General features: G+C 56.9%; 23 protein-coding genes. 12 read left to right on the plus strand and 11 right to left on the minus strand.

Annotated elements, in window-relative coordinates:
• Positions 1 to 215 precede the first annotated feature (215 nt).
• The 3 genes from EPG66_RS13610 to EPG66_RS13620 all read left to right on the plus strand — a co-directional run bounded on the left by EPG66_RS13610 (position 216) and on the right by EPG66_RS13620 (position 2,967).
• The gene (locus tag EPG66_RS13610) at positions 216 to 584 is read left to right on the plus strand and encodes a helix-turn-helix domain-containing protein (RefSeq protein ID WP_009092546.1); all 369 of its coding nucleotides are present in this window, start codon (positions 216 to 218) and stop codon (positions 582 to 584) included.
• Between the two features lie 170 nt (positions 585 to 754).
• A complete protein-coding gene (locus EPG66_RS13615) occupies positions 755 to 1,651 on the plus strand; it encodes a LysR family transcriptional regulator (protein ID WP_182687228.1) in 897 nt (298 codons plus the stop codon).
• 110 nt (positions 1,652 to 1,761) lie between these two features.
• Positions 1,762 to 2,967 (plus strand): MFS transporter, encoded by a 1,206-nt coding sequence (locus EPG66_RS13620; protein ID WP_010252067.1) that lies wholly within the window; start codon positions 1,762 to 1,764, stop codon positions 2,965 to 2,967.
• Between the two features lie 55 nt (positions 2,968 to 3,022).
• On the opposite strand, the gene EPG66_RS13625 is transcribed toward EPG66_RS13620, so the two are convergent.
• Together EPG66_RS13625 and EPG66_RS13630 are read right to left on the minus strand one after the other, a co-directional pair.
• Positions 3,023 to 5,413: a glucose/quinate/shikimate family membrane-bound PQQ-dependent dehydrogenase gene (locus tag EPG66_RS13625; protein ID WP_033769465.1), complete on the minus strand. Its 2,391-nt coding sequence runs from the start codon at positions 5,411 to 5,413 to the stop codon at positions 3,023 to 3,025.
• Between the two features lie 275 nt (positions 5,414 to 5,688).
• Positions 5,689 to 6,288 (minus strand): hypothetical protein, encoded by a 600-nt coding sequence (locus tag EPG66_RS13630; RefSeq protein WP_029519503.1) that lies wholly within the window; start codon positions 6,286 to 6,288, stop codon positions 5,689 to 5,691.
• Between the two features lie 400 nt (positions 6,289 to 6,688).
• Here EPG66_RS13630 and EPG66_RS13635 point away from each other — a divergent pair, with 400 nt between their 5' ends.
• On the plus strand, positions 6,689 to 7,930 hold the full coding sequence (locus EPG66_RS13635; RefSeq protein ID WP_010252060.1) for an MFS transporter: 1,242 nt from the start codon (positions 6,689 to 6,691) through the stop codon (positions 7,928 to 7,930).
• A gap of 460 nt (positions 7,931 to 8,390) precedes the next feature.
• Here the strand turns inward: EPG66_RS13635 and EPG66_RS13640 are convergent, their stop codons facing one another.
• Positions 8,391 to 8,600: a hypothetical protein gene (locus EPG66_RS13640; RefSeq protein WP_031594373.1), complete on the minus strand. Its 210-nt coding sequence runs from the start codon at positions 8,598 to 8,600 to the stop codon at positions 8,391 to 8,393.
• 217 nt (positions 8,601 to 8,817) lie between these two features.
• Positions 8,818 to 9,975 carry a Gfo/Idh/MocA family protein gene (locus tag EPG66_RS13645; RefSeq protein WP_182687230.1) on the minus strand — a complete coding sequence of 386 codons (1,158 nt, stop codon included), beginning with the start codon at positions 9,973 to 9,975 and terminating at the stop codon, positions 8,818 to 8,820.
• 270 nt (positions 9,976 to 10,245) lie between these two features.
• Between EPG66_RS13645 and EPG66_RS13650 the strand changes: the two genes are divergently transcribed.
• Positions 10,246 to 11,130 (plus strand): glucosamine kinase nucleotide-binding domain-containing protein, encoded by an 885-nt coding sequence (locus EPG66_RS13650; RefSeq protein ID WP_115387990.1) that lies wholly within the window; start codon positions 10,246 to 10,248, stop codon positions 11,128 to 11,130.
• Between the two features lie 40 nt (positions 11,131 to 11,170).
• Positions 11,171 to 12,289 carry an ROK family transcriptional regulator gene (locus EPG66_RS13655; RefSeq protein ID WP_022625245.1) on the plus strand — a complete coding sequence of 373 codons (1,119 nt, stop codon included), beginning with the start codon at positions 11,171 to 11,173 and terminating at the stop codon, positions 12,287 to 12,289.
• Positions 12,290 to 12,346: 57 nt separating this feature from the next.
• Here the strand turns inward: EPG66_RS13655 and EPG66_RS13660 are convergent, their stop codons facing one another.
• Positions 12,347 to 13,438 carry an ABC transporter ATP-binding protein gene (locus EPG66_RS13660; protein WP_109652748.1) on the minus strand — a complete coding sequence of 364 codons (1,092 nt, stop codon included), beginning with the start codon at positions 13,436 to 13,438 and terminating at the stop codon, positions 12,347 to 12,349.
• 12 nt (positions 13,439 to 13,450) lie between these two features.
• The gene (locus EPG66_RS13665) at positions 13,451 to 14,050 is read right to left on the minus strand and encodes a GNAT family N-acetyltransferase (protein WP_031593614.1); all 600 of its coding nucleotides are present in this window, start codon (positions 14,048 to 14,050) and stop codon (positions 13,451 to 13,453) included.
• 550 nt (positions 14,051 to 14,600) lie between these two features.
• On the opposite strand from EPG66_RS13665, the gene EPG66_RS13670 reads away from it, so the two are divergent.
• From EPG66_RS13670 to EPG66_RS13685, 4 genes are all read left to right on the plus strand, one after another.
• Positions 14,601 to 15,932: an extracellular solute-binding protein gene (locus tag EPG66_RS13670; protein WP_010252044.1), complete on the plus strand. Its 1,332-nt coding sequence runs from the start codon at positions 14,601 to 14,603 to the stop codon at positions 15,930 to 15,932.
• Between the two features lie 57 nt (positions 15,933 to 15,989).
• Complete coding sequence (locus EPG66_RS13675; protein WP_010252041.1) at positions 15,990 to 16,862, plus strand: carbohydrate ABC transporter permease; 873 nt, start codon at positions 15,990 to 15,992, stop codon at positions 16,860 to 16,862.
• Complete coding sequence (locus tag EPG66_RS13680) at positions 16,862 to 17,677, plus strand: carbohydrate ABC transporter permease (RefSeq protein WP_031593616.1); 816 nt, start codon at positions 16,862 to 16,864, stop codon at positions 17,675 to 17,677. The genes EPG66_RS13675 and EPG66_RS13680 overlap by 1 nt, the downstream gene beginning before the upstream one ends.
• Before the next feature lie 103 nt (positions 17,678 to 17,780).
• Positions 17,781 to 19,112: a glycoside hydrolase family 28 protein gene (locus tag EPG66_RS13685; protein WP_182687352.1), complete on the plus strand. Its 1,332-nt coding sequence runs from the start codon at positions 17,781 to 17,783 to the stop codon at positions 19,110 to 19,112.
• A 1-nt stretch (position 19,113) separates the two neighbouring features.
• Here the strand turns inward: EPG66_RS13685 and EPG66_RS13690 are convergent, their stop codons facing one another.
• Positions 19,114 to 20,184: a tartrate dehydrogenase gene (locus tag EPG66_RS13690; protein WP_033787519.1), complete on the minus strand. Its 1,071-nt coding sequence runs from the start codon at positions 20,182 to 20,184 to the stop codon at positions 19,114 to 19,116.
• Between the two features lie 64 nt (positions 20,185 to 20,248).
• Here EPG66_RS13690 and EPG66_RS13695 point away from each other — a divergent pair, with 64 nt between their 5' ends.
• The gene (locus EPG66_RS13695; protein WP_083070345.1) at positions 20,249 to 21,187 is read left to right on the plus strand and encodes a LysR family transcriptional regulator; all 939 of its coding nucleotides are present in this window, start codon (positions 20,249 to 20,251) and stop codon (positions 21,185 to 21,187) included.
• A gap of 201 nt (positions 21,188 to 21,388) precedes the next feature.
• Positions 21,389 to 22,483: a YncE family protein gene (locus EPG66_RS13700; protein ID WP_163658350.1), complete on the plus strand. Its 1,095-nt coding sequence runs from the start codon at positions 21,389 to 21,391 to the stop codon at positions 22,481 to 22,483.
• A 30-nt stretch (positions 22,484 to 22,513) separates the two neighbouring features.
• On the opposite strand, the gene EPG66_RS13705 is transcribed toward EPG66_RS13700, so the two are convergent.
• The 4 genes from EPG66_RS13705 to EPG66_RS13720 form a co-directional block, all read right to left on the minus strand.
• On the minus strand, positions 22,514 to 22,807 hold the full coding sequence (locus tag EPG66_RS13705; RefSeq protein ID WP_010252030.1) for a DUF1330 domain-containing protein: 294 nt from the start codon (positions 22,805 to 22,807) through the stop codon (positions 22,514 to 22,516).
• Between the two features lie 10 nt (positions 22,808 to 22,817).
• Complete coding sequence (gene yghU / locus EPG66_RS13710; protein ID WP_031593621.1) at positions 22,818 to 23,681, minus strand: glutathione-dependent disulfide-bond oxidoreductase; 864 nt, start codon at positions 23,679 to 23,681, stop codon at positions 22,818 to 22,820.
• Between the two features lie 218 nt (positions 23,682 to 23,899).
• Positions 23,900 to 24,778 (minus strand): sugar phosphate isomerase/epimerase family protein, encoded by an 879-nt coding sequence (locus EPG66_RS13715; RefSeq protein ID WP_031593622.1) that lies wholly within the window; start codon positions 24,776 to 24,778, stop codon positions 23,900 to 23,902.
• An 18-nt stretch (positions 24,779 to 24,796) separates the two neighbouring features.
• Positions 24,797 to 25,840 (minus strand): Gfo/Idh/MocA family protein, encoded by a 1,044-nt coding sequence (locus tag EPG66_RS13720; protein ID WP_182687232.1) that lies wholly within the window; start codon positions 25,838 to 25,840, stop codon positions 24,797 to 24,799.
• Positions 25,841 to 26,025: the final 185 nt, after the last annotated feature.

A 26,025-nucleotide genomic window follows, 5' to 3' on the forward strand; every position in this document is an offset into this window, starting at 1 on the left:
CACAAAAAAAGCTCCCGGCTGACTAAATTTTTTAAAAATCTCACTTCTTTTCAACAGCAATCTCACTATAGAATTTCCCCCCAAAGCCCCGCTGGCCGCGCGATTCCGCCTCCATTTCCGCCGTTGCTAATTCTGCGCTAATTTTCTGCTAATTAAGGGATAAATTTTAGCGGGTAGAGTGGCTCCACTGCACATCAGCATCAACAGGAGGAACCATGAATCAGCGCGAGTTTATTCGGAGTTTGCTGGACTGGATTGAGAACAACTTAGGACACGATCTGCATCTGGATGAGGTGGCGCGCCGCTCGGGCTATTCGCGCTGGCATCTGCAACGGCTGTTTCGCCAGCATACCGGCTTTTCACTGGCAGAATATATTCGTCAGCGCCGCTTAACCGAGTCTGCGCTCACGTTGCTGAGCAGCAACGAAGCGATACTGCAGGTGGCGATGAACTATGGCTTTGATACCCAGCAGGCCTATACCCGCACGTTTAAAAACTACTTTATGGTGACGCCTGGCCAGTTGCGCCGTCAGCGTCGCGTCGAGCCGGATCGGCTGCTATTCCCTCTGGCGATGGCCAGCTGATGCCTGATAAGACCTTCCCGTCACAGCCTGCGGACGGGAAGGTCGGCCCGCGCTTTGCGTCTCTCGCCACCTGCTCTTCGCCTCGCTTTTTTTTGCCCATCAGCCACAGTGACCCCGTCCGGACGTGTTAGTTTGTTGCCAGCATCCCTTTACTGTCGGAGTCGGGAAACATGGAAAACGGCGCGAATTTAACCGCCATGTTGGTATTTGCACGGGTTGTGGAATTACAGAGTTTCAGTGAGGCGGCACGCGCACTCGGCTTGTCAAAATCCCATGTCAGCCGGGAGATCGCCCGTCTGGAGCTGCGGCTCGGTATCCGGCTGCTGCAACGCACCACCCGGCGGCTGGCGCTGACCGAGCTGGGCCAGGCGTACTATCCCTACTGTGTGCGGATGCTGGCCGAAGTGCAGCGCGCCGAAGCCTTTGTGCAGCAGGTGCATCAGCAGCCCGCCGGTCATGTCATGCTGCAGGCACCCGTCACGTTCGGCTGCCAGTGCGTAGTCCCTGTTCTTAATCGCTTTCTGCGTCGGCATCTGCATATCAATGTCGATCTTGATCTGACCGATCGCAGTTACGATCGGCTCGATGATCAGGCGGATCTGGCGATTGTGATCCGATCCCGATCGCCACAGCAGGGCAATTTTCGGGTACTGAGCGAAATCGAGTGGGGGCTCTATGCCGCGCCCGCCTACCTGGCGCAGCGACCCGCTATCACGCATCCTGAGATGCTGCCACGCCACGACCTGCTGATGTTTCATGGTCCGGCGCACACCGCCGCACTGCCGTTCCGCCGTGATAAACAGCGGCTGGCAATGGATGTACGCAGCCGTTTTCGCGCCAATAACAGCATGGCGCTGCTCAATGCGGCACTGGCAGGGAGCGGCATCGCCTATCTGCCCTCCTACATGGCCCAGGAGGCGATGGCACGCGGGGATATTCAGCAACTGCTGCCGGAGTGGCAGATGGATCGTCTGCAAAGCTATCTGCTGCTGCACGACACGACTGAACCGGCGTCTCCCGTGACGCTGCTGTGCGATGCCCTGGTTGCGGCACTGAATACAGGCTGATTGTTGCCTGCTGACAACAATCAGCGCCACAGAGTAACTATCTCAACGCAACTGTTGTTACTCCGCTACGCCGGTTAGCCTGTATCCCTGATCACTCACCGGATATCATCATGCAACAGTCACCCGAAACTGCAGAGTTTCAGCACTGGCGACGTAACTTAGGGGTCTGCGTCGTCGGCTCTTTTACCACTATCGTGGCGATGACGCTGCTACTGCCGTTCCTGCCGCTCTATGTGCAGCAACTCGGCGTTGAGCAGCCAGCCGCTATCGCCCGCTGGTCCGGCCTTGCTTACGGCGCGACCTTTTTCAGTGCCGCACTGACTGCGCCGTTGTGGGGCAGGCTGGCTGACCGCTATGGTCGTAAGCTGATGCTGATTCGGGCCAGTCTCGGGATGGCGATTGCGATGTCGCTGATTGGCATGGCGACCGCGCCGTGGCAACTGGTGGCGCTGCGCCTGCTGGCGGGGCTGCTGGGCGGCTACGCATCGGGATCGACCATTCTGGTGGCGGCGCAAACGCCAAAAGCACAGACCGGCTGGGCACTGGGCGTATTGTCCTCCGGCATTATGGCGGGCAATGTAGTCGGGCCGCTGCTGGGGGGCGTCTTACCGCCGCTTATCGGCATTCGTCAGACTTTCTGGCTGACCGGTGCCGTGATTTTTCTCGCCTTCCTCGCCACCACCTTTTTACTCAAAGAGCAGCCACGTGCTCCCGCGACATCGCGCGCCAGCCAGCAACCGCATCCTGAAGCCGGGCCGGTTAATCACAGCCTGATACGGCTGATGTGGCTCTCTGGCATGTTGCTGATCTTCGCCAGCATGTCGATTGAGCCGATTATTACGCTTTACGTGGGCGAGTTTGTGCAGGGCGACCATCAGATCACCCTGATAGCCGGACTGGTGATGTCCGCTGCGGCGCTGGGTACGGTCCTGGCGGCACCACGACTGGGTCGGCTGGCCGATCGGGTAGGGCACTGGCGGGTGCTGACCGGTGGTTTAGTCGTTAGCGGGCTGCTGCTGATACCCCAGGCATTTATCACGGCGGCCTGGCAACTGGTGCTGCTGCGTTTTCTGATGGGGATGGCGCTGGGCGGATTGATGCCGTGCATCACGGCGATCATTCGTCATAACGTGCCGGGTTCACAGGTTGGGCGGATGCTGGGATATTCGACATCGGCACAATATATCGGCCAGGTCAGCGGCCCGCTGTTCGGTGGGCTGGTGGGCGGTGCATTCGGGATGCGGCCGGTGTTTCTGGCAACCTGCGTGGTGATGCTGTTTTGCGCCTGGCTCAACTGGCGGGGGATGAAAAAGTAGCGCGATCAAAAAAGGCGGACCGGAGTCCGCCTTAGTTTATTCACCGCTGCGTGAATTACTTCTGGTCTGGCAGCGCGTAGGCAATCACATAATCGCCCAGCTTGGTACCAAACGAGCCGTGACCCCCTGCCGCGATGACAACGTACTGCTTGCCATCTACTTCATAGGTCATCGGTGTCGCCTGGCCGCCTGCTGGCAGACGTGCCTGCCATAACAGTTCGCCGGTATCCGTGCTGAAAGCACGCAGGTAGTTATCTGCGGTCGCACCAATGAAGAACACCTTACCCGCGGTGGTGATAGGACCACCCAGCATCGGCATACCCATTTTGAACGGCAGCGGAACCGGTGCGCTATCGCGAACGGTACCGATACGCTGTTTCCACACCACGTTGTTGGTCTTCAGATCCACCGCGGAGATGTAACCCCAGGCAGGCTGTTTGCATGGCAGACCAAACGGTGACAGGAACGGGTTCAGCTCGACGCCATACGGCACGCCATACTGAGGCTGAATACCGGTTTCAGTACCTGAACCACCTTCAGCGCCTTTCGGCGGCTCAATCGGGTTGCCTGGGCCACGTGGAATCAGCTTAGAGACAAACGGCAGCGCCATTGGGTTAGCAATCGCGATCTGACGATGAGGATCGACTGCGATGCCGCCCCATTCGAACATACCGAGGTTACCCGGGAACACCAGCGTACCCTGCTCAGATGGCGGGGTGAACGGACCTTCATAGCGCAGGCGCTTGAAGATCACGCGGCACACCAGCTGGTCAAACATCGTTGCGCCCCACATATCCTTGTCCGTGAGATTCTGTTTCGGACGGAAGGTCAGCTCAGAGTAGGGCTGAGTGGCGGCAACGTGATCGCCTTTAGCAGCACCCTGTGGCACTGGCGTTTCTGGCGCAGGCACGACTGGCTTGCCGGTACGGCGATCCAGTACAAAGATGTTGCCGGTTTTCGCTGGCGCGTAGACAACCGGTACGGTGTTGCCATCTTTGTCGGTGATGTCAGCCAGCGTAGGCTGCGACGGCAGATCCATATCCCACAGATCGTGATGCACAGTCTGATAAGACCAGACCAGCTTACCGGTGGTGGCGTTCAGGGCCAGCACGCTGCTTGCATAACGCTCCTGCTCTGGTGTGCGGTTACCGCCCCAGATATCCGGTGTGCTCACGCCCATTGGCAGGTAAACGGTATCCAGTTTCGGATCGTAAACTGCCGGTGCCCATGAGTTCGGAGAGTTCATGGTGAAGGTGTGTTCATCAGCCGGAATGGCATTAGGATCTTTTGCGCCTGGATCAAATACCCACAGCAGTTTGCCGGTATTCACATCAAAGCCACGAATCACGCCTGACGGCTCGCGGGTTGAGTAGTTATCGGTAACCGCACCCGCCATCACGATGGTGGTGTTAGTAATCACCGGCGGTGAGGTCGGCTCATACTGACCCGCAGTGGTGACAGGCTGTTTGTGTTGCAGATCCAGCTCGCCGTTGACGCCAAATGCCGGGCAGCGTTCGCCGGTTTCTGCGTCCAGTGCAAACAGACGACCATCGTTGACCGGCAGATAGATACGACGAGAACACAGCGCAGGCTGAGTGTTCGCTGCATCGGCGGCTGCCGGCACTTCGTGGTAAGAAACACCTCGACAGGTCACGTGCTGGAAGGTCGGGTTGACCTTCATGCCCGGATCAAATTTCCACTTCTGCTTACCGGTGGCCGCATCCAGTGCAAACAGGATCTGGTGTGGCGAACAGAGGTAAAGCGTGTCGCGGATTTTAATCGGCGTGACTTCGTCGGTAATTTCACCCGGATCGTTAGGGGTTTTCATGTCGCCAGTCTGAAACTGCCAGGCAACCTGCAACTCTTTCACGTTCTGGTGATTAATCTGCTTCAGCGGAGAGAAACGGGTTCCCTGCTGATCGCGCGCATAAGCGGGCCAGTCAGCATCCGGGATGTTGCTCAGCGGCGCAGCCTGCGGGGCGTTGTCAGCGGTTTCTGGTACTGACCCGTTGATGACCTGCGGATCGTTGAATACCGCATAGGCCAGCACAATGGCACTGGCAATCAGCGCCACAGCCATGGTACCCAGCGCGGCTTTGCTGCCCGCGTTGAAGCTGCGATAAACAAACGGCAGGATCAGCCAGACACCGAAGATCACCAGCACATCGGTGCGTGGTGCCAGTGCCCAGAAGTCGGTGCCCACTTCCCATACACCCCAGATCAGGGTGCCGATCAGCAGCAGCGCATAGAGAACCAGCGCAGTGCTTTTACGACGGGAAAGCAGATAAGCGGTGATAAGCATCACCACACCGCCAAAAACGTAATACCAGGAACCACCAATGGCGGCTAACCAGCCACCGCCAATCAGCATAAACGCGCCCGTCAGCACTGCGAACAGCACCGTCAGGAAACGAATTACGCCAAAAGATGAGGAGTTTTTCCCCATAATATCGACCTCGTTTCGTTGCCATAAAACACACGAAAACAACCAGATAGGCTGTTTCCAGTTATCAAGTACAAATGATTAGGGTGTTCTGAAGTATCTCTTCCGTTAAGACAGACGATCCCTTTGTGTTAAATGTTATAGCAAAATCAGATCGAGGTTTGATTTTTTTGGCTTAAACCGCTTAACAACTGGAATAAAACGACATTTTATGGGGGATTAAAGGACGTTAAGCGCACCGCCGTGTGCCCTTAACGCCGGAAGGCAGGATTTGTGAATCAGCAGCTAATAAGATCGCCGTCCGAGCGTTGCTGTTGCCAGCCGCTGATATTTATCTCAGCAAACTGCTCAGCGGTTAAGGGCGGCGTATGACTTCGTACGATTACCTCAGCCCCTTTTTCACGAAACGTCGCCATAAAAAAGGGAAAGGTAAACTTCTCATAATTATCATTAAAGAAAGATTCGGTTAAAACAATTCCTGAAAAAGGAAAAGATTCCAGCAGTCGCCAGTCTGCACCCGGCGGCGCAAAATCATAAAGCCAGAAATCAAATTTCTTTGTTAATTCAAGCAGTGACGTACTGTGTGCTGCCAGACTGGAATAATTAATTCCAATCCGGACACGCGCATTTTGTAAATGCGTATAGGCATCCGGAACCGCGATCATTCCCCGTAATCGAATATCTTCCACCGGCACAACCATTAATGCTGCTTCAGTAGCAATTTGATTGTGTAATGAAATAATATTGTTTGTATTAAGTATATTGCCGCTATCCTGGTTTTGCTGAAGATAAGGCACGCTATAGCAAATGCCAGTGACATTACGCTTAACGTGATGGATTGGTTCAGTAACATAGGGGTTATATAAACTGTTTTTCATTATCTCTATGAAATTCAATAGAAAGGATTTGTTGTTAATTAAGCATATAAAAAGTCGCATTTTTCTAAACGCGTGAATAAATATAGATCACATGCTTAATCCAAATCATCCTTTTGTTGCCTGAGAAAGTAAATAAACCTGTTAGCAAAGAAACGATAATTCCTTTGGCGTCTGATGATGTGCTGGAATATATTCAATAGTCGGGACCAATAGGCTGGTAATAATCATGAGGGGTCTGACACGCCTCGGCCGGACAGGGACGCTGCTTATCGCACAGGGAGGCAGAGCTGGAGCCGCAGGCGTTCTGCTCGCATCCGGTCTGCTATCGTGAAGTCGACAATCACCACACCAATAACACCGCGCAACGACGCGGGTTTCCTCACCTGATTTGGGATAAGACATGGGATTTATGGCATCGGCGGCGGAAGAGTCGCTGTGGCGACATCGGACATTTGTCGCCTTCTGGGTGGCGCGTACCTGCTCATCATTTGGTTTTCAGATGTTCTCGGTCGCAATCAGCTGGCAGATCTATGCGCTGACCAACAGCGCAATGGCGTTAGGGATGATTGGCTTAATGCAGTTTCTGCCGTCGGTGTTGCTGGCGCTGCCAGCGGGTCATCTGGCGGATCAATATGACCGGCGACGGATCGTGCTGTTGGGTCAGCTGGTGGAATTTGCCGCGCTGCTGGCATTAGTGGTGCTTACCTTATTCCATACCCCCGATAAGACCGCGTTGTGGGGGCTGGTGTTTATGATTGCAGTGGCGAAAGCGCTGGAGTGGCCTGCGATGTCTTCGATGCTGCCATCTCTGGTGCCGCCTTCGATTCTGGCGCGTGCGATGGCGATGAACTCCGTGGGCGGTCAGGCAGCGGTTATCGTCGGGCCGACGATTGGCGGGCTGCTTTATGTCGCCGGGCCGCATGTGGTGTATGGGGTTTCCGGGCTATTTTATCTGGTTTCGCTGACGCTGGTGAGTCTGCTGCGTTATGAACGCCCGGTGCAGGCTCGTCTGCCGATGAATATGAAGAATCTGTTTGCCGGGATTCACTTTATCCGTGAGCGCAAAGATGTACTTGGGGTAATTTCGCTCGATCTGTTTGCGGTGCTTTTGGGCGGTGCAACGGCGCTGCTGCCGATTTTTGCCAAAGATATTCTGCATACCGGGCCGTGGGGGTTGGGGATGTTGCGCGGCGCGCCGTCGGTAGGAGCATTGCTGGTGGGCATCTGGCTGAGCCGTCACAAGCTGGAGAAGCATGTCGGGATGATTATGTTTGGCTCGGTAGCGGGCTTTGGCGTGGCTACGCTGGTGTTCGCACTATCCACGCAGTTATGGCTGTCGCTGGTGGCGCTCTGTGCGCTGGGTGGCTTTGATATGGTGAGTATGGTGATCCGGGGTGCGCTGGTGCAGCTGGATACGCCGGATACCATGCGCGGGCGGGTGAATGCGGTTAACGCGATTTTCATTAATACGTCGAATCAGCTGGGCGAGTTTGAGTCGGGGTTGCTGGCGGCCTGGATGGGTGCGGCACCGGCGGCGGCGATTGGCGGCATCGGTACGCTGGTGGTGGTGGCGCTGTGGATGAAGTTGTTTCCGCATCTGCGGCGTCGTCAGAAGCTGGAGAATGAGGTGGATCCGGTTTGAACAACCGATGCTGGTAAGGCAGATGCGGTTGTAGAATTGTGTGCAGCTTCAGGGAGCATGAGCCTTGCGCAAAGACGCAAAAACGGCATCCCTGCCAGCTCAGCGCGGGCGATTACGCACCACATCCCTGAGGTGCGCCCGTAGCCGGGCCAACGCTTTGCGTTGTTCAAAAACGCTCCCGGCGTTTTTATCCGGGCGGCGCGATGCTTTGCTACAGGCATATGTTCCCATCGCTTTAAGTGTTTAAGTTGCCTCTGACTGAGACGCAAACCGTACGAACGCAAAGCTCCGGGACGCCTTTCAAAACTTTCCTGATTTACACGAAAACGCGTTCCTTGCTATAACTTATCTCTCATCGGCAGGCCTGTGGCCTCCTCAGTCAGCTTAAGCGCTTATAGAGGGTACCGTCATGAATCAGACTCACTCCATTCCGGAAATTTATAATCCTGATGTGCCGTATTCAGTAAAGTGCGAGATCGTGGCGCAGCTGTGCCGGGCACTGGCTTCCCATAAAAACATCCCGGTTAGCGCTCTGAGAAAGTATCTTCTGGAAAAAACGCACGTTGATTTCGAAAATCTGGAGGATAACCCGGTAGGAATGCTGCTGCTGTATGAGTACCTTCACTGCCAGCGCCCCTCGGTCTGCGCCCGGAATGAAAAAAACCTTCATTAAGAGCTGCCTTCAGCAGGGGGCCATTTAATCAGATACGCCTTCGGAGAGGAGAGGGCTGGAGAGGATGCGGTTGAGTTGGCGCTGGCGACGGTTTCCCGAGCCAGCTCAACCTCAATATTGTCACTGGCCCGAAGGCCAGTACAGGAAGTTACCAGTCATACTGCCATTAAAATCCTGGGGTCAGAGGGGGAGGCCGACCGGCAGGCTGGGGACATCAGGCCCCGGTTTTTCCCAGGTTGGCGTCAAATGTTAGCCAGCTTTCACGCATGTCCACTACGCTGCGGGTTTTACGGGCCTCATCGATTTTTATTGCCGTGAGGCCCGCTTCCAGCGCGTCCACTACTGAAACTTTCAGCGGTGTTCCCTGTTTAATATGTTTAACGATCTCTTCAGCCATCAGCGCATCTGCGCCGTAATGGCCATCATACGCATTGCCGCTGTAGGCGGTATCGACCTCTTTCTCGCCGCTGCGCGCGTTGTGTACGCGGAAGTAGTTTCGTACGAAGTCGCCTTCCGCCATGCCGTCGGTGCCCATGACACAGAAACGGCGGAACTCATCCGGCACATTCAGATTGGCGTGGAAGGCCAGCGTCGCGCCGCCTTCGTACTCAATCAGGGCTGTCTGGTAGTCGACAATATCGGCATCGCTGTCGAACACCGCATCGGTGCTCGACCAGCCGCTGGGCTTCACGTGATAAAGTTCTGAGCCAGCGGTGATAGCTCCCTGCGGCGCATGAGCGGGAGTAAAGGATTTCCGGCCACCAAAGCTGGCGACGCGGATCGGGCGCTCCTGCAACAGGCCCTGATAGAGATCAATGTCGTGACAGCATTTTTCCAGAATGTACGGACCGGCATATTTCTCCAGACGTCGCCAGTCGCGCTGAAAGAATGCGCCGTGATAAGGCTTGATATGTTCTGTCGCCTCAATCGAGGTGATCTCACCCAACTGACCGGCATCGCGTGCCGCCAGCAGATCGTGATAGAGCGGGGAATAGCGCAGCACCAGGCCGACCAGAATGCGCGCCTCGCCATACTGACGCACCAGCTTCGCCATCTCCATGGTCTGCTCTTCATTGATCACCACCGGCTTTTCGGTAAACACGGTATAACCCGCCGCCAGCGCCTGACCCACATGCTCCAGATGCAGGAAGTTGGGTGAGCCAACCAGCACGACATCCATTCCGCCATGTTCCAGCAGAGCATCGATTGACGCAAAGGCCTGGCCGGGCGCGATACCAAAGCTGTGCAGATTAGGCAGTCCGGCGGGTGCCGGATCGTAATAACCCACTACCGAAAAGGCGTCGTCGGCTTTGCTGAACTCTTTGATCACGTGGGACAGACGAAAGCCGAGACCGATAATGCCTACTTTCATGTTAAACCCCTGCTCCTGAAATCGCATGATGCATAGCCCGCCTGTGATCGGGCGCGCCTGTTGATAATCTGACCACCAACTTATTACGACAGAAAAACTAATGTCAATAACGCACTGCGCGTTTTGCGAGGGGTTTTTTATTATCATTATGTAAATTAAGAAGAAAATTCAGATATGATTTTGCTATATTTATTTGTTATTGCGATTTAAGTTTTTTTATCCTATCGTTCGCTCATTATGGCTATAACCCTTAATCAGGGAAGGAAGCGCGTGCAACCACACTATCTTCTGGGCATTGATGGCGGCGGTACACAGTGTCGCGCGCGGTTAACCGACCTGCAGGGTCGCATGCTGGCGGAAGCCACCGGCGGGCCTGCCAACGTCTGGTCAGACTATGACGCGGCGCTGACCTGCGTCGGGCAGCTGATCGACCGGGTAGTGTCACAGGCGGGATTAGCCCCGGAGGCGCTGACGCAAACCGCGCTGGTCGCCGGATTAGCCGGTGCGAATGTCACCTCGGTACAGGCGCGGCTCGCCAGCTGGCAGCCTGCCTGCGCGGCGTTACAGGTGGTCAGCGATGTGGAGATCGCCTGTGCGGGCGCCCATGGCGGCGCACCTGGCGCCGTCTTTATCATCGGCACCGGCAGTCAGGGAGCCGCCTGGGATGGCGAACAGTTTACGCTGCTTGGCGGCTGGGGCTTTGCCTTGTCTGATCAGGGATCGGGCGCTGAGCTGGGCCGTCGTGCGCTGCGGCTGGCACTGCTGGCCCATGAAGCGATTATTACCCAGAGCGCACTTACCCGGCAGCTGATGGCGCAGTTCGACCACAGCCCGGAAACCATGCTGCTCTGGACGCGCTCAGCGACGCCTGCAGACTGGGCCCGCGTGGTGCCACAGATTTTTGCGGCCGCCGACGCGGGCGATAGTCATGCACAGGATCTGCTGCATCAGACCGCAGCCGATATCGGCCTGATGGTCCGCCGTCTGACTGCCCTGAGTAGCGGACCTGTGGCGCTGATGGGGGGACTGGCCACGCCGATTCAGCGCTGGCTGGATGACGATATTCAGGCCCGGCTGGTGACGCCGCAGGGCGATGCCCTGAGCGGAGCGCTGATACTGGCGCAGCAGCTGACGCCTGCCCGATTACCGATCTGAAGCTGGCTGAGCATCCTCAGCCGGATAATCCGAGGAATTTATGACCGCTCCCAACGTAACCGCGCGCATTCTGCGGTTGATTGTTGAAAATGCGCCGATCAGCCAGTCAGACCTGAAAGTTCGTAGCGGACTGAGCATGTCGACCGTGTCGCAGGCGACTAATCGCCTGCTGGCGCAGGAGATCGTGCAGGAGCTGGGGCTGCGTCGCGTGTCGATGGGACGGCCAAAAACGCTGCTTGGACTCAATCCCGATCGCGCCAGCGTGATTGGCATTCAGCTCAATGCGGAACGCAACCTGATCGTCATGACCGATCTCAGCGGCAATCTGCTGGGCGAGCAGCAGATGCCGAAAGGCACGCTGACGCCGCGCCAGCTCGGCGATGCGCTGGCGAAATTCCTGCGCGGTGTTGAGGAGAAGCGGGTGGGCGCCATTGGCCTGGCCCTGTCGGGACTGGTCGATGCCGAAAACGGCTACTGTATCCGCTCCAAAGTGCTCGACTGGGACAACGTCCCGATTGCGCGCCTGCTGGAAGAGCGTTTCTCGCTGCCGGTGTTTATCGAGAATGACGCCAACGCCATGGCAATGGCGGCGCTGGTGTTTGGTCAGCTCGGCAACGCGCAGTCGGCGGTGATCGCCACCTACGGCAAAGGGATCGGGGCGGGCATCATTCTGAATCGTCAGCTCTATCGCGGTCGTCACGGCAAGGCGGGAGAGATTGGCAACGGGCTGGTGGGCGACGGATCACTGCGTCTGCTGGAAGATGTCGCCTCATCGCGCGCCATTCTGCAACGGCTTGCTGACCAGGAGCCGGTGGAAGGCCTCACATTACAGGCGCTGGATCAGCGGCCAACGCCTGAGGTACTGGCGGTGCTGGAAGAGGCAGGACGCGAGCTGGGAATTTCACTGGCGAACCTGTCGGTGGCTTACGATCCGGATGTGGTTTATCTGGCGATGGAGCCGCACATGGCGTCACGCATTCTGCTCGATCACATTACCCAGAGTTTTCAGGCCTATCGGCTTAAACTGACGCCGCACATGACGCCGCTGCAGTTCCTGACTGAATCGAACCGCATGTGGGCGCTGGGCGCGGCGGGTTTTGCCGTCAACCGGCTGCTTGATCTGCTGGCGGCGCAGGCCGATGAAGAGCCGGTCACCTGAGTTATCCCTCGAATAAAAACGGGCGCCGCGGCGCCCGTTTTTGTTTCCGCGCTTCCCTTAGCGCAGGCGCATTCCCTGCTCATCAAACAGCAGGCAGTGCGCGGCAGAGAAGCCCAGTTCAACCTGAGTTCCCAGATCGCGCGTGGTTGCTTCGCGCTCTTCCACCACCAGCATCTCTTCACGCCCGATATCCAGGTAGAGATAGTTGGTGTGGCCCAGCATTTCGCCATAGGCCAGCTCGCCATGAAAGCGCAGTGCGTCCGGCGTCTGCGCGGCAGGCTGGAAATGCTCGGGACGAATTCCCAGCGTCACGGTTTGCCCCTCGCGGCAGTCGGCGGCGATTTTCAGCACCAGCCCCTCAATTTTCAGTTCCGGCACCCGCAACTGCACTTCGCCCTCGCCCGTGGCGCTGATTTCCGCCTGCAGGAAGTTCATTTTTGGCGAGCCGATAAAACCGGCGACAAACAGGTTATCCGGGTCGTGATAGAGCGTCAGCGGTGCGCCGACCTGCTCAATGCGGCCCTGACGCAGCACGACGATGCGGTCAGCCAGCGTCATCGCCTCCAGCTGATCGTGGGTGACATAAATCATGGTATTGCCGAGCGAGGCGTGCAGCCGCGCAATCTCAATCCGCATCTGCAAACGCAGCTCGGCATCGAGGTTAGAGAGCGGCTCATCGAACAGGAAGATACGCGGATGACGGATAATTGCCCGGCCAATCGCCACGCGCTGCCGTTGTCCGCCAGAGAGCGCGCGCGGCAGGCGGTCGAGCAGTTCGGTGAGATGCAGGCGGGCGGCCGTCCGGGCAATCGCCTCGTTGATCTCCGCTTTGGACTTTTTCATTACCTCAAGTGGATAGGCCAGGTTGCCGCGCACCGTCATGTTGGGGTAGAGCGCATAAGACTGAAACACCATAGCAATGCCGCGCTCGGTGGCGGGCTGCTGCGTCATGTCCTGCTCCTCAATCAGCAACTGCCCGCTGCTGATCTCCTCCAGCCCGGCGATCATCCGCAGCAGCGTCGATTTGCCGCAGCCGGATGGCCCGACAAACACCACAAATTCGCCGCTGTTGATCGTCAGATCGATGCCATGAATGACATTAACGTGTTCATAAGACTTCTTCACATTCTGCAAGCGCAGGCTGGTCATCGGCTACCTCACTCAGAGTAACTGGCCCATGTAGATGGCATTGCTGCGCAGGATTGGGGTGAACCCCATGCGCTGATAAAAGGCACAGACCTGCTCATTCTGCAGGCTGACGCCAAGATGGACACCGCTGACACCGGCAGTGCGCAGTGCCGCCAGTTCATGCTCAATCATCCGGCGACCCCAGCCGCCTTTCTGTGCCGCCGGCAGCAGGTTGATATGCAGATGAGCGGGCCACTGCGTCACCAGCGTGTCAGCGGCCTGGTCGGGATGGCGTATTGAGTCGAGCACTTTGCTGTCGAGCGGCGCGCTGGCGCTGCGATCACGATATTTCTCCTGCAGCTGCGGCCACCATTCGGCCTGTAGCTGCGCTTCAAACGCGCGGGTATCGGGCGCGGCCACCACGTAACCCTGCACCTCACCGTCCCGCTCCAGCACAAAAGCAAAGTCAGGCGCGAAACGCGCATAAGGCACAGCAAAACGCTGGCCGGGATAGTCAGGATCGGAATAGAGCGCGCGGGCATCGCCACCTGCATCGGCTGTTTCCAGGCAGATGCGGTAGAGCGCCGGGTAGTCCGCCGGGGTGGCCGGACGAATGACACCTTGATTCGCCATGGTGAATTCTCGTGAGTGAGTGAATCGGTCAGGGATTGAACAGATCCGCAGATAAAAGTTACGTTAATGAAAGTGGACTTAGTTTTCAAGATAGAATAATTACCTTATCTCACTAACACGGGCGCTTCGGCAATGTTTACCGGCATCGGGATGCACAACTGTGATCGCCAACACGCCCGGATTGTGGCGGCTGGCAGCAGATTCACGGCCAGTGAAAGGGGGGAAGTGTGAGCGTGATAGGATTTTCGTATGTTTTATCAGGAGGTTATTTTGCAATGATTGCACTGGTATCTCCTGCTACAGAAAAAGTGGCTGGCGACGCACCGCCACGGTTAATCGTGTAAATGCCAGCGCAGTGTGCTGAATTTCACGCCATGCCGCTGTTTATTTGCGCGTGCTCACAGCGTTGCAATTCCCCGCGCAGGCTGTTTGACTTTATTTTTTTATTAAAGTAAGTATGTGTGAGTGCGTTTGTGTGCGGCTGCAGCCTGCAGGATGTCAGGCGGTGAGATGAAAGGATGCCGATCCTGGTCTGAAGAAGGTGAGCATAATGTCTGTTTCCTCCGTTCGTTCGTTCCGAATTCGCAATGTGGGTCGGCTGCTGGCAGCGGGCCTGCTGGCGGGCAGCGTCTCGCATGCCGCCCACGCCGCCGTTACCCTGAATGAGTGGGATATCTACAACTACCCGGAGCAGACTGCCGCGGTGGATGAAGGGATTAAAGAGTTTTCCCAGCAGAATCCCGGCATTGTGATTAACCGCTCGGTTCACTCCTTTGAAGATACCCGTATTCCTCTGAAGCTGGCGCTGACTGCCGGTGATGGCCCGCAGATCGCTCAGGTCAACCAGGGCGGCGGCGATATGGGCTCGCTGGTTAAAGATAAGCTGCTGCTGCCGCTCGACAGCTACGCCGCCAGCAACGGCTGGACTACACGCTTCCCGGACTCGATTCTGAAACGTAACCGCTGGTCAGACAGCGGCGAGTTCGGCAGCGGCAAACTCTACGGCGTCGCCAGCCTGGGCGAGATGGTTGGACTCTATTACAACAAAGCGCTGCTGGATAAAGCGGGCATTGCCGTGCCGAAAACGCTGGCTGAACTGGAAAGCGCGATGGCGAAACTGAAGCAGCAGGGCACCGCGCCGATGATGCTCGGCCTGCTGGATGGCAACATGGGCCAGCAGCTGCTCAGCACCCTGTGGCAGGCGCAGATTGAGAGCCACGACCGCAAGACGCTGGATAATCTGATTTACGATGTGGGCGGCACCTTCAAAGACAGCAAGCTGGTCAATGCCGCCTCTATGATGAAGAGCTGGACCGACAAAGGGTACTTCTTCCCTGGCTTCCAGGGCATCGGTCACGACGATGCGGCGACGCTGTTCCAGAACGGCCAGGCTGCGTTCCTGGTCAGCGGCACCTGGTATCTCGGCCAGTTTAAAGACAACAAAGATATTCACTTTGCCGCGATGCCTGCCGGTGAAGGCGTGAAGCAGCCGCTGATGGTGGGCGGTACCGATCTGGCGTTCTCCATCACCAGCACTGCCAAAGGCAAAGACCAGCAGGAAGGTGCGGCGAAGTTCATCAATTATATGGTCTCTGATGCCATGGCGAACCGCTGGCTGAAGGTGGGCTTCCTGCCTGCCAGCACCAACAAAGCGGCGAAAATGCCGGCGGACAATCCGCTGCTGGCCGAGGCGTATCAGGTCTGGCTGACGCTCAATGATTATGACGGTTTAGGTCACTATGTGGACTGGGCGACACCCACCATGAACGCCGAGCTGAATCAGAACGTCCAGCTGCTGCTGGCGGGCCGTCAGACACCCGATCAGATGGTAGTTAATTTTGACAACAACTATCAGCGTTACCTGAAAACGCTGAAGCATTAAGCCGGAGGCCCGGCGAACAGCCGGGTCTGAGCCTCGTTCTGAACCACGAGTAGAGTTATGTTGAATTTAAGTGGCTGGCGTAATTTTCTCTATGTTCTGCCTGCGGTGCTGGTCTATGCGGTGTTTCTGCTGTTCCCGCTACTGGCCTCGCTGGGCATCAGTTTTACCGAATGGGACGGCACCTCGCTGCCGGTGTTTAGCGGCGTCAGCAACTATCTGCGGATGTTCAGCGATCCGGTGTTCTGGATTGCGCTGGGCAATAATGCCATTCTGATGCTGTTCTATACCCTGTTGCCGATTGGCGTCGGCCTGCTGCTCTGCAGCTTTCTGTATGACACGCGCAACAACAGCGAACGCAGCGTGCTGCGCATTCTCTTTTTCCTGCCCTACATCATGCCGATGGCGGTGCTGGGCGTGGTGTGGCGCTGGCTCTATAACCCGGCGTTTGGTCCGATCGACCAGATATTACGCGCAATCGGATTGCCCCAGCTGGCACTCTCCTGGCTGGGTGATTTTACCTGGGCGCTGCCCGCCGTGGGTCTGGTCGCCACCTGGTACTTCTTCGGCTTCTGTCTGGTGCTGTTTATGGCGGGCCTGCAGCGCATGGATCCCTCACTGCTGGAAGCGGCCGATCTCGATGGTTCGTCGCGTCGCCAGAAGTTTATGCGCATTACGCTGCCTGGCCTGCGGCCCGAACTGCGGATTGCACTGCTGCTGACGGTGATCGCCAGCCTGAAAGCCTTTGACCTGGTCTATGTGATGACGCAGGGCGGCCCGGGCACCTCCACCATGGTCACCAACATCTTTATGTATAAGCAGGGCTTTGATCTGCACTACTTTGGCTACGCCTCGTCGGTAGCGGTGTTCAGCATGGTCATTGTTTTAGGGATTAACTATCTGATCCATCTGGCCTTAAAGGAGCGTTACTGATGCGAAGCACGCCGGTGATTTCACGCGCGCTGATCTGGATCGTGGCGCTGATGACGATTCTGCCGTTCCTGATGGCGCTGATGACGTCGTTCAAAACCCAGATGGAGCTGTTTCAGGGGATCTTCACGCTGCCTGCCTCGCTGAATTTCAAAAACTACCTGACCGCGTGGCAGCAGGGACATTTCAACGTCTACTTCCTCAACTCGGTGCTGGTGGTGATTCCGGTGGTGCTGTTCAGCGTGCTGCTGGGGATTCTGGCCGGGTTCGGTTTCGCGTGGCTGAAGATCCCCGGTAAAAAAGTCATCGGAGCGATGCTGGCGCTGGGGATGGTGTTGCCCAGTGAAGCCTTTATCATTCCGCTCTATCACGAGCTGCGCTGGATGGGGCTGACCAACACCTATCTGGCGCTGATCCTGCCGCAAATCGCCCTGTCTCTGCCCTTTACCACGCTGATGATCGCCAGCGCTTTTCAGCAGGTGCCGAAAGAGCTGGTGGAAGCGGCGGTAATGGATGGGGCATCGCGGATCAAAATTCTGTGGGGCATTCTGGTGCCCGCTATCTGGCCGACCCTCTCAACGCTGGGGCTGCTGCTGTTTATCTGGACCTGGAATGAGTTCCTGATCCCGCTAATTCTGGTCAACAAGGATGAGTTACGCACACTGCCAATTGGCATGATGTTTTTCCAGAACAAAAACACCATCGACATTCCGGTGCTGATGGCGGGCGCGATGATTGTGATTATGCCGCTGATCGTGGTGTTCCTGATTTTCCAGCGCAAGTTCATCAGCGGCGTCACCGAAGGGGCCGTGAAGTAATCTGTGATAGCCCGCACGAAACGGCGCACTGGCGGCCAGACAAAGGTTTGCCGCGCCGTATCGTGCTGCAATTCCTCCTCCTCAATCCTGCGGGAGACGCATGATGCACCTTTCCCTTGCTGATTTTCACCCTGTCGCCGATGGCGAAACCCCGGACACGGCCGTTCTGCAACGCGCTATGGATCAGATTGCGGCGGTGGGCGGTGGCCGTCTGACCCTGCCTGCCGGGCGTTATCGCAGCGGCTGCCTGAATCTGCCCTCTGATTTTGAACTCCATCTTGAAGCGGGCGCGGTGCTGATCGCCAGTCAGCGGCTGGCTGATTACCAGGCGGTACAGGCGCTGAGCTGTGCTGAGAAGTCCCACAATGTGCTGCTCTATGCGCTGGGCCAGCGCAATATCACCATCAGCGGCACCGGCCGTATAGACGGTGACGGTGAAGCCTGGTTTGCCGCTGAGCGTGACGAGCAGGGCTATCGCCTGCCGCGCGCGGACCGGCCGCGGATCATTGTGTTTGAAGATTGCGAGCAGGTAACGCTGACCGCCTTTACCATCGTGCAGGCGCCGATGTGGACGGTGCATCTGGTGAGCTGTCGCCATGTGCATATCGACCACCTCACCATCGACAATGCCATGACCATGCCGAATACCGATGCGCTCGATATCGACAGTTGCGAAGCGGTGTTTGTCAGCAATAGCTATCTCAGTGCCGCCGATGATGCCATCTGCATCAAAACCACCCACAAACCGGCCTCGCTGCGGCGTCCGGCGCGGCAGATTATGATCACCAACTGCCTGCTGCGTAGCTACAGCTGCGCCTTTAAAATCGGCACTGAAACCTGGGATGATGTGGAAGATATCACGGTGACCGGCTGCACCATTTTTGATTCCAACCGTGGCATCGGCATTCTGTCGCGTGACGGCGGCGCGATGCGGCGTCTGCTGTTCAGTAATCTGACTTTTGCCTGTCACCATGCGCCGCCCTGCCACTGGGGAAAAGCCGATCCGCTGCATATTTCGGTGCGCAGGCGCGATCCTGCCATTACGCCCGGCATCGTAGAGCAGGTGCAGTTCAGTAATGTTACGGGCGTGGCGGAAGGGGCGATTAACCTGCATGCGGCAGAACCGGGCTGGATACGCGATGTGGTCATCAGCCAGCTGCAGATGCGGCAGACCGTGGCACCTGTTGCACAGGGACACTATGACGTACGGCCGCCCTGTAACCCGGACTCCCCGACCGGCATGGGGCTGGATAACGCCTACAAACTGGACCCGAAAACCGGCGAAGCTTTTGGCGTAGAGCGCTATCCCGGCGGGCTGCCGGGCCTGTTCGCACGCGGGGTGGAGAATCTGCAGCTGCACAGCCTGGCGATAGTACGGCCGGAACCGTTACCGCCAGGCTGGCACCCTGCGTGCGTGGTGCAGTTGCCGGACTAAATCACAGCGCGGCGGCGATGGCCATACCGAGTTGTTCGGTGCTGGCGCTGCCGCCGAGATCGCGCGTCAGGTGCTCACCCGCTGCCAGCGTGCGTTCAATCGCGTCTAACACCGCATCACCTGCCGCTTTGTAGCCGAGGTGCTCCAGCATCATCGCGCCACACCAGATCTGTCCGATGGGATTGGCGACGCCTTTACCGGCGATATCGGGCGCAGAACCGTGAACCGGCTCAAACAGGCTGGGGAACAGGCCTTCCGGGTTGATATTGGCCGAAGGGGCGATGCCGATAGTGCCGGTACAGGCCGGGCCGAGATCGGAGAGGATATCGCCAAACAGATTGCTGGCGACCACCACATCAAACCAGTCCGGATGCAGCACGAAGTTGGCGGTAAGAATATCGATGTGATACTTATCGACGCGAACATCGGGGAACTGACCGGCCATGGCTTCAACGCGGCTATCCCAGTAGGGCATGGTGATGGCAATACCGTTCGATTTGGTGGCGGAGGTCAGGTGTTTCTTCGGCCGACTCTGCGCCAGCTGATAGGCAAACTTCAGGATGCGATCGACGCCAGTGCGCGTCATCACCGTCTCCTGAATCACCACTTCACGTTCGGTGCCGGGGAACATGGTGCCGCCGACGCTGGAGTATTCACCCTCGGTGTTTTCGCGTACCACATAGAAGTCGATATCGCCGGGCTGACGATTCGCCAGCGGCGCTTTAACACCTGGCATCAGTCGCACCGGACGCAGATTCACATATTGATCGAACTCCCGGCGGAACTGCAGCAGCGAGCCCCACAGTGAAACGTGGTCGGGCACCACATCGGGCCAGCCGACTGCGCCAAAATAGATTGCATCAAAGGCTTTCAGCTGTGGAAACCAGTCGTCAGGCAACATTTTGCCATGCTGCTGCCAGTAGTCTGCACTGGCGTAATCGAACCACTCCCAGCGCAGCGGAATGTTAAATTTCTCTGCGGCCGCATTCATTACACGGACGCCTTCCGGCATCACTTCTTTGCCGATGCCGTCGCCAGGGATCACGGCAACAGAGTGAATTTTGTCAGTCACAGGGTACCTTTCCGGTTGATGTTCGAATTGTGTACGCAGTATAACTGTCGCTTACGGGGAAATAATGAGCCTGAAAGGCAATCCAGTGTTGAATAAAAGTAGAGAATCCCGCACCTCCACCGATGATTTAGCCTTCTTTGTTCGCCTGGCTGCGCTGGATAGCCTGACTGCGGCAGCGCGCGAACTGGGACTGTCACTGGCGGCGGTCAGCAAACGTCTGAGCCAGCTGGAGCAGCGGCTTGGTGTGCAACTCCTGCGCCGCACCACGCGACGACTGGAGCTGACGCCGGAAGGCCGCCGCTATCTGGCGGGCGCGCGTCCGTTGCTGGATCAGCTGGCGGCGCTGGAAGAGGCGGTCAGCGGCGAGACCGCCCAGCTGCGCGGCACACTTAACATCAACGCCTCATTTGGTTTTGGCCGTCGGCATATTGCGTCCTGCGTTTCGGCTTTTGCCGCGCTGCACCCGGAACTCTCGCTTTCGCTGCAGCTCAGCAGCCAGCCACTTAATTTTCTTGATGCCCACATGGATATTGATATCCGCGTCGGGGAACCGCCCGACTCACGGCTGGTGGCGCGCAAACTGCGTACCAATCCGCGCATTCTCTGCTGCTCACCCGCCTATGCCGCCCGGCACGGTCTGCCGGAGACAGTGCGCGATCTGGCACAACACAACTGCATTTTACTGCGCCAGCACGACAGCGATTTTACCCTGTGGCGACTGACCAGCGGCGAACAGAGCATCAATCAGAAAGTGCGCGGCAGTCTGATCACCAACGATGGCGAAGTGGCGATGCGGCTGGCGATGGATGGGCATGGCATCTTGCTGCGTTCCTGGTGGGACGCGCAGCACAGTCTGGCGACGGGCGAACTGCTGCCGGTGTTACCCGACTGGCAGGCACCGGATGGCGATATTTTTGCGGTCTGGCAGGCGCAGCGTCAGCTTCCGGCGCGTATTATCGCATTTGTGGCGTTTCTGCAGAGCAATCTGCAATCAGTTGATTAGTCAGGAATTTAAAGGCAGTTTCCGGCGCGGCCAGGCGCCTGCGGACAATAAATATACCGCATTAAACTGATTCGGTTGCGTCAGCGTGCCGCTGCGTTTACAGCGTTTTAGCGGCTGCGTATGATTCTTATTCTTTTTATTTCCTGTCTGTCCTCTGCGTTGTGGCCAGCCGGGAGCAGCAGGCAGATAGGGGAGTTAAGTATGAAAGTGTTGTTCAGCCCGCGTACAGCGGCACTTACACTGGCGATGGTGACCACCTTCAGCCTGACGGCGTGCCAGATGCCGGCGAAAAAAGTGGATGCCAGTGCGCCGGTGGTGATGCAGCCCTCCAGCCCCGATAACCTGATTCAGCGCGAGCTGGGTGAAGGTTTGTATGAAATGGCCTATCTGCCAGCAAAAAACGCCCTCTATGTCGCCAGCGCGCAGGGATTTAAAGATATTAGCGGCGGCATGATCTACCGTCTTGATGCTTCTACGCTGCAAAGTACCGGCGCGGGGCATTTCGACCTGAAAAACTTTGGTCTGATCAGCGCGCCTGACGGCAGCGCACTCTACGCCACCAACACGCTGGATGGCGGTATCTCTAAGATCGATCCTGATAACGGTAAGGTGCTGAAGCGCCTGATGTTTGACGAGAAAAACGAGAAAGGCTTGCCCTATGGCACGCGTGAAATCTTTCTGCATGACGGGCTGCTCTATGTCGGCGGCGTGGGCGATCCGGGCGTGATCTGGGTGGTTGATGCCAAAACCCTGACGCTGAAAACCCGGATAAAAAATGCCGGGAAGTGGGTCACAGGCATCATCTTCTCGCCGGTCAGCGACCGGATTTATGCGGCGAACGGCAGCGGGGAAATCCTGGTGATCAATCCGCGCAGTGCCAGAATCGAGCAGCGCCTGACGGCGGGTGACGGGCAGGAGTATCTGTTCCTGAATATGGCCGAGGATCCGGCAACCGGTCGCCTGTTTGTGACGGATAATTCAAAAGCGAAAAATACGCTGGTGTTTGATGAGCGCAGCGGCAAGGTCATTAAGCGTCTGAATCTGGGTGATTCACTGGGGATTAAGTTTAATGGCAAGCGCAATGAGATTTATATCAGCCAGCGCGAATCGAAGAAGGTGCTGCAGCTGGATGGCACCACCTATGAGGTGAAAAACAGCTGGTCATTTGATAGCCATCCCAACAGTCTGCTGGTCTCACCGGACGGGCAGACCCTGTTCGTCACCCTGAAGCAGGGCTTCAATGACGATCGCAGCAGTCAGGGACTGGATGGCGTGGCGCGTATCACACTGCAATAAGAAAAGGCGGCATCGCTGCCGCCTGAATCCTTACTTAGCCACACCTTCTACCAGCACCACGCGGTAGTTAGCGCCTTTCAGACGGTGCGCTTTGGCAGCCTGATACTCCGGGCTGTCATACCAGGCATGCGCGGCTTCGCGGCTCGCGAATTCCAGAATCACCACGCCTTCCGCTTCCTGTCCTTCCAGCGTTTCCAGTTCGCCATAAAAGGCGAGAGGATTGATCTGATGATCGCCGCGAGCCTCGCCCGCTTTCTCGGCATAGATCGCCATTTCGTCCTGGTTCAGGGTGTTATCACGAATAAATACAACATATGCACTCACAGGTCTCTCCTTAAGCTTTTTTATCCTGGGTTTCGGTATCGAAATCAGCGGCATCATGACGCTCATGCAGCTGATCGGCCGGGTCGCCCATGACACGGTTGACCTTGCGGCCACGAATCACAGCAGGTCGCAGCGCGATCTCTTTCGCCCAGCGCACCACATTTTTATAGGACTGCACATCCAGGAATTCGGCACCGCCATACTGGTCATTCAGCACCATGTTGCCGTACCACGGCCAGGTGGCGATATCAGCGATGGTGTAGTCATCACCGGCCAGATAGCGGTTATCTGCCAGCTGACGATCCAGCACGTCGAGCTGACGCTTCGCTTCCAGCGTGAAGCGGTTAATGGCGTACTCAATTTTTTCTGGCGCGTAGTGATAGAAATGACCGAAACCACCGCCGAGGTAAGGCGCTGAACCCTGCAGCCAGAAGAGCCAGTTCAGGGTTTCGGTGCGGCCAGCGATATCTTTTGGCAGGAAGTAGCCATACTTTTCCGCCAGATAGAGCAGGATATTGCCCGATTCAAATACCCGAATCGGCGGCGTTGCTGAGTGGTCGCTCAGCGCCGGGATTTTCGAGTTCGGGTTTATGTCGACAAAACCGCTGGAGAACTGATCGCCTTCGCCGATACGGATCAGCCAGGCATCATATTCCGCATCGTTGACGTTAAGCGCCAGCAGCTCTTCCAGCAGGATGGTCACTTTCTGGCCGTTAGGCGTGCCAAGCGAATAGAGCTGTAAAGGATGCTTGCCGACCGGCAACGCTTTTTCATGGGTGGGACCAGCGAACGGACGATTAGTTTTAGCGCCGTTACCTTTGGCTTCAGGGTCCCAGGTCCAGACTTTTGCGGGCTGATATGCATTTTCCGACATAATGAAAGTTCGCCTTATGGTGTGGTATTGGTCTGGAGTGTAGCAGGTGCTGCAAAGGGGGTTTAACTCTGCTGGCTGCGCAAGGCCGTGCTGCAGGGGGCTGATGTCAGGCGGGCAGCGGCACTGGATAAAAGTGAATAAAAGTGTGTCAGGCAGGTGGTTCGTTATCCTGAGCGGAGGTGGCCGTGCAGTCAGCAGCGACTGCACGGCAGGCAGGGTTACAGCAGTTCACGCTCAATCAGTTCGCGGGTTTCTACCGCCTGAACCTTCATTTTTTCCGGGTAGCCAAACAGAGACGCCGCGATGATCGGTTCACCGCCGACTTTATAACTGCGGGTGGCAAAGCCGGTGTCGCGCAGCGTTTTGAACAGGGTGTCGAAGTCCACTTCGCCTTCGCCCACGCCGACATGCTGGTGAATGGTGGCATCCACCCCTGGCGGGTTAACGATGTAGCGACAGTGCTTAGTATGGTTCATGGTATCGGCGATCAGCATGTGCGACAGATCGTCACCGGCATACTCCAGCATCGGCTTCACATCGCCTTTGCCTTTGTCATAAAAGAAAGTGTGTGGCGCGCTGTAGATATACTTCACGTTATCGCTGCGGAACGACTTCACGATATCCACGGTTTCGTTATTCTCTTCGCAGAAATCCCACGGATGCGCCTGGATTTCGACGCGGATGCCTTCACGTTCGATGATCGGCAGCAGCTCTTCCATGGAACGATAGAACATCTCTTCACAGATTTCCGGCTCGTTAGGCGTGCCGGAGAGTTCGGTGTTAATCACCTGCACACCCATCTCAACCGCGATCTCAATCATCCGCTTCCAGTTCTTCACCGCCGCCTGACGACGCAGCTCATCCGGGCCGGACCAGCGATAGACCACGATAAACGAGGAGATCTCCAGCCCGGTGGCGCTTAACGCATTCTTATACTCGGTGATGATTTCACGGCTGGCTTTAGGATGCTTATAAAACGGGTTGATCTGCGGATGCGGCGACTGTTCGATATATTTGTATCCCCAGTCGGCCACCTGATGAACCATACGGGTGATGCCTAAATCTTTAATCACATCCACATCAAAAGCGATTTTCATCTTTCTGCTCCGGGCACATTAAGGTTGCTGTTCTTCATTGAAGGTCACGCCAATCTGCTGCCTGACGTTGTCCATCGCGGCCAGGGTGTTAATCGCCTGGTCAAGCGAATGGATGGGCGAATCGATCCGGTTCTGGCCGATACACCAGGCGAAGTGGTTAATTTCATGACAGAGCTGTTCATAGCGACTGGCAGGCTCCTGCCACTGCAGGCGATGACGCCGATCGCTGGAGGTCAGGGTGAAGTTACCGGGCGCATAGAACTGGCCTGAAAGTTCCAGCGTGGCCTCGTGTCCGGCGATCACCGCGCCGCCTGGCGTGTTGCTGAACAGGGTGGTATTCAGCACCGACTGCATGCCGTGCTGATGGGTAAACAGCATCGACGTCTGACCGTTGACACGCCCATCCGGGACGGGCTGGCCCCGGGCGACGATCGTGTCAGGCGCACCGCCGCCAACAAACACGCTAAGCGCCACCAGATAGCTACCCAGATCCAGCATCGGGCCGCCCGCCAGATCGGCGTTAAAGATGCGGTGATCCGGGGTAAAAAACTCGCCATGATCGGCAATCAGGGTGTGAACATCGCCGAGTACACCATCCTCCAGCAGCTGACGAATAACGTCATATTTCGGTGTGAAGTTGCACCACATCGCCTCCATACAGAGCAGGTTCGCGGCAGCAGCGGCCTGTTTAAGCTGAGTCGCCTGTTGAGCATTCAGCGCCAGCGGCTTTTCAATCAGCAGATGCTTTCCGGCGGCAATGGCGCGCAGACCATCGGGAAAATGGTGGTTGTGGGGCGTAGCGATATAAACCGCATCAACATCCTCCCGCGCCAGCAGCACGTCGATACTGCCCGTGGCATGGCTGATTGACCATTTGTCGGCAAAGGCCTGTGCTTTTGCCGGGTCACGCGCAGCCACCGCGGTGATCTGCTGGTGGGTGTGCTTGCGCAGTGCATCGGCAAAATGGTCGGCGATCCAGCCCGGCCCGATAATGCCCCAGCGCAACTGTGGTATCTTGCTGGCAACGGGCAGGCGTGGAAGCGGAAGCGTTGAAGGGAACATAACTTTTCCTTTTGTACGTGCAGGCAGGTGCTGCTCAGGACTCCACTATAGAAAGCCCGCCGTCGACGCTCTAACCTTTTAATGATGTGATCCCATCAACCCGATCGGCGCAGGATTTTTATCCGTTTTAGCAAATGGGCGTTTTAAAGAGAATACAGAAAGAAATGAATGTTTCATTTTGCGAG

Source organism: Pantoea pleuroti, from assembly GCF_014156615.1.
GTDB classification, from domain to species: domain Bacteria; phylum Pseudomonadota; class Gammaproteobacteria; order Enterobacterales; family Enterobacteriaceae; genus Pantoea; species Pantoea agglomerans.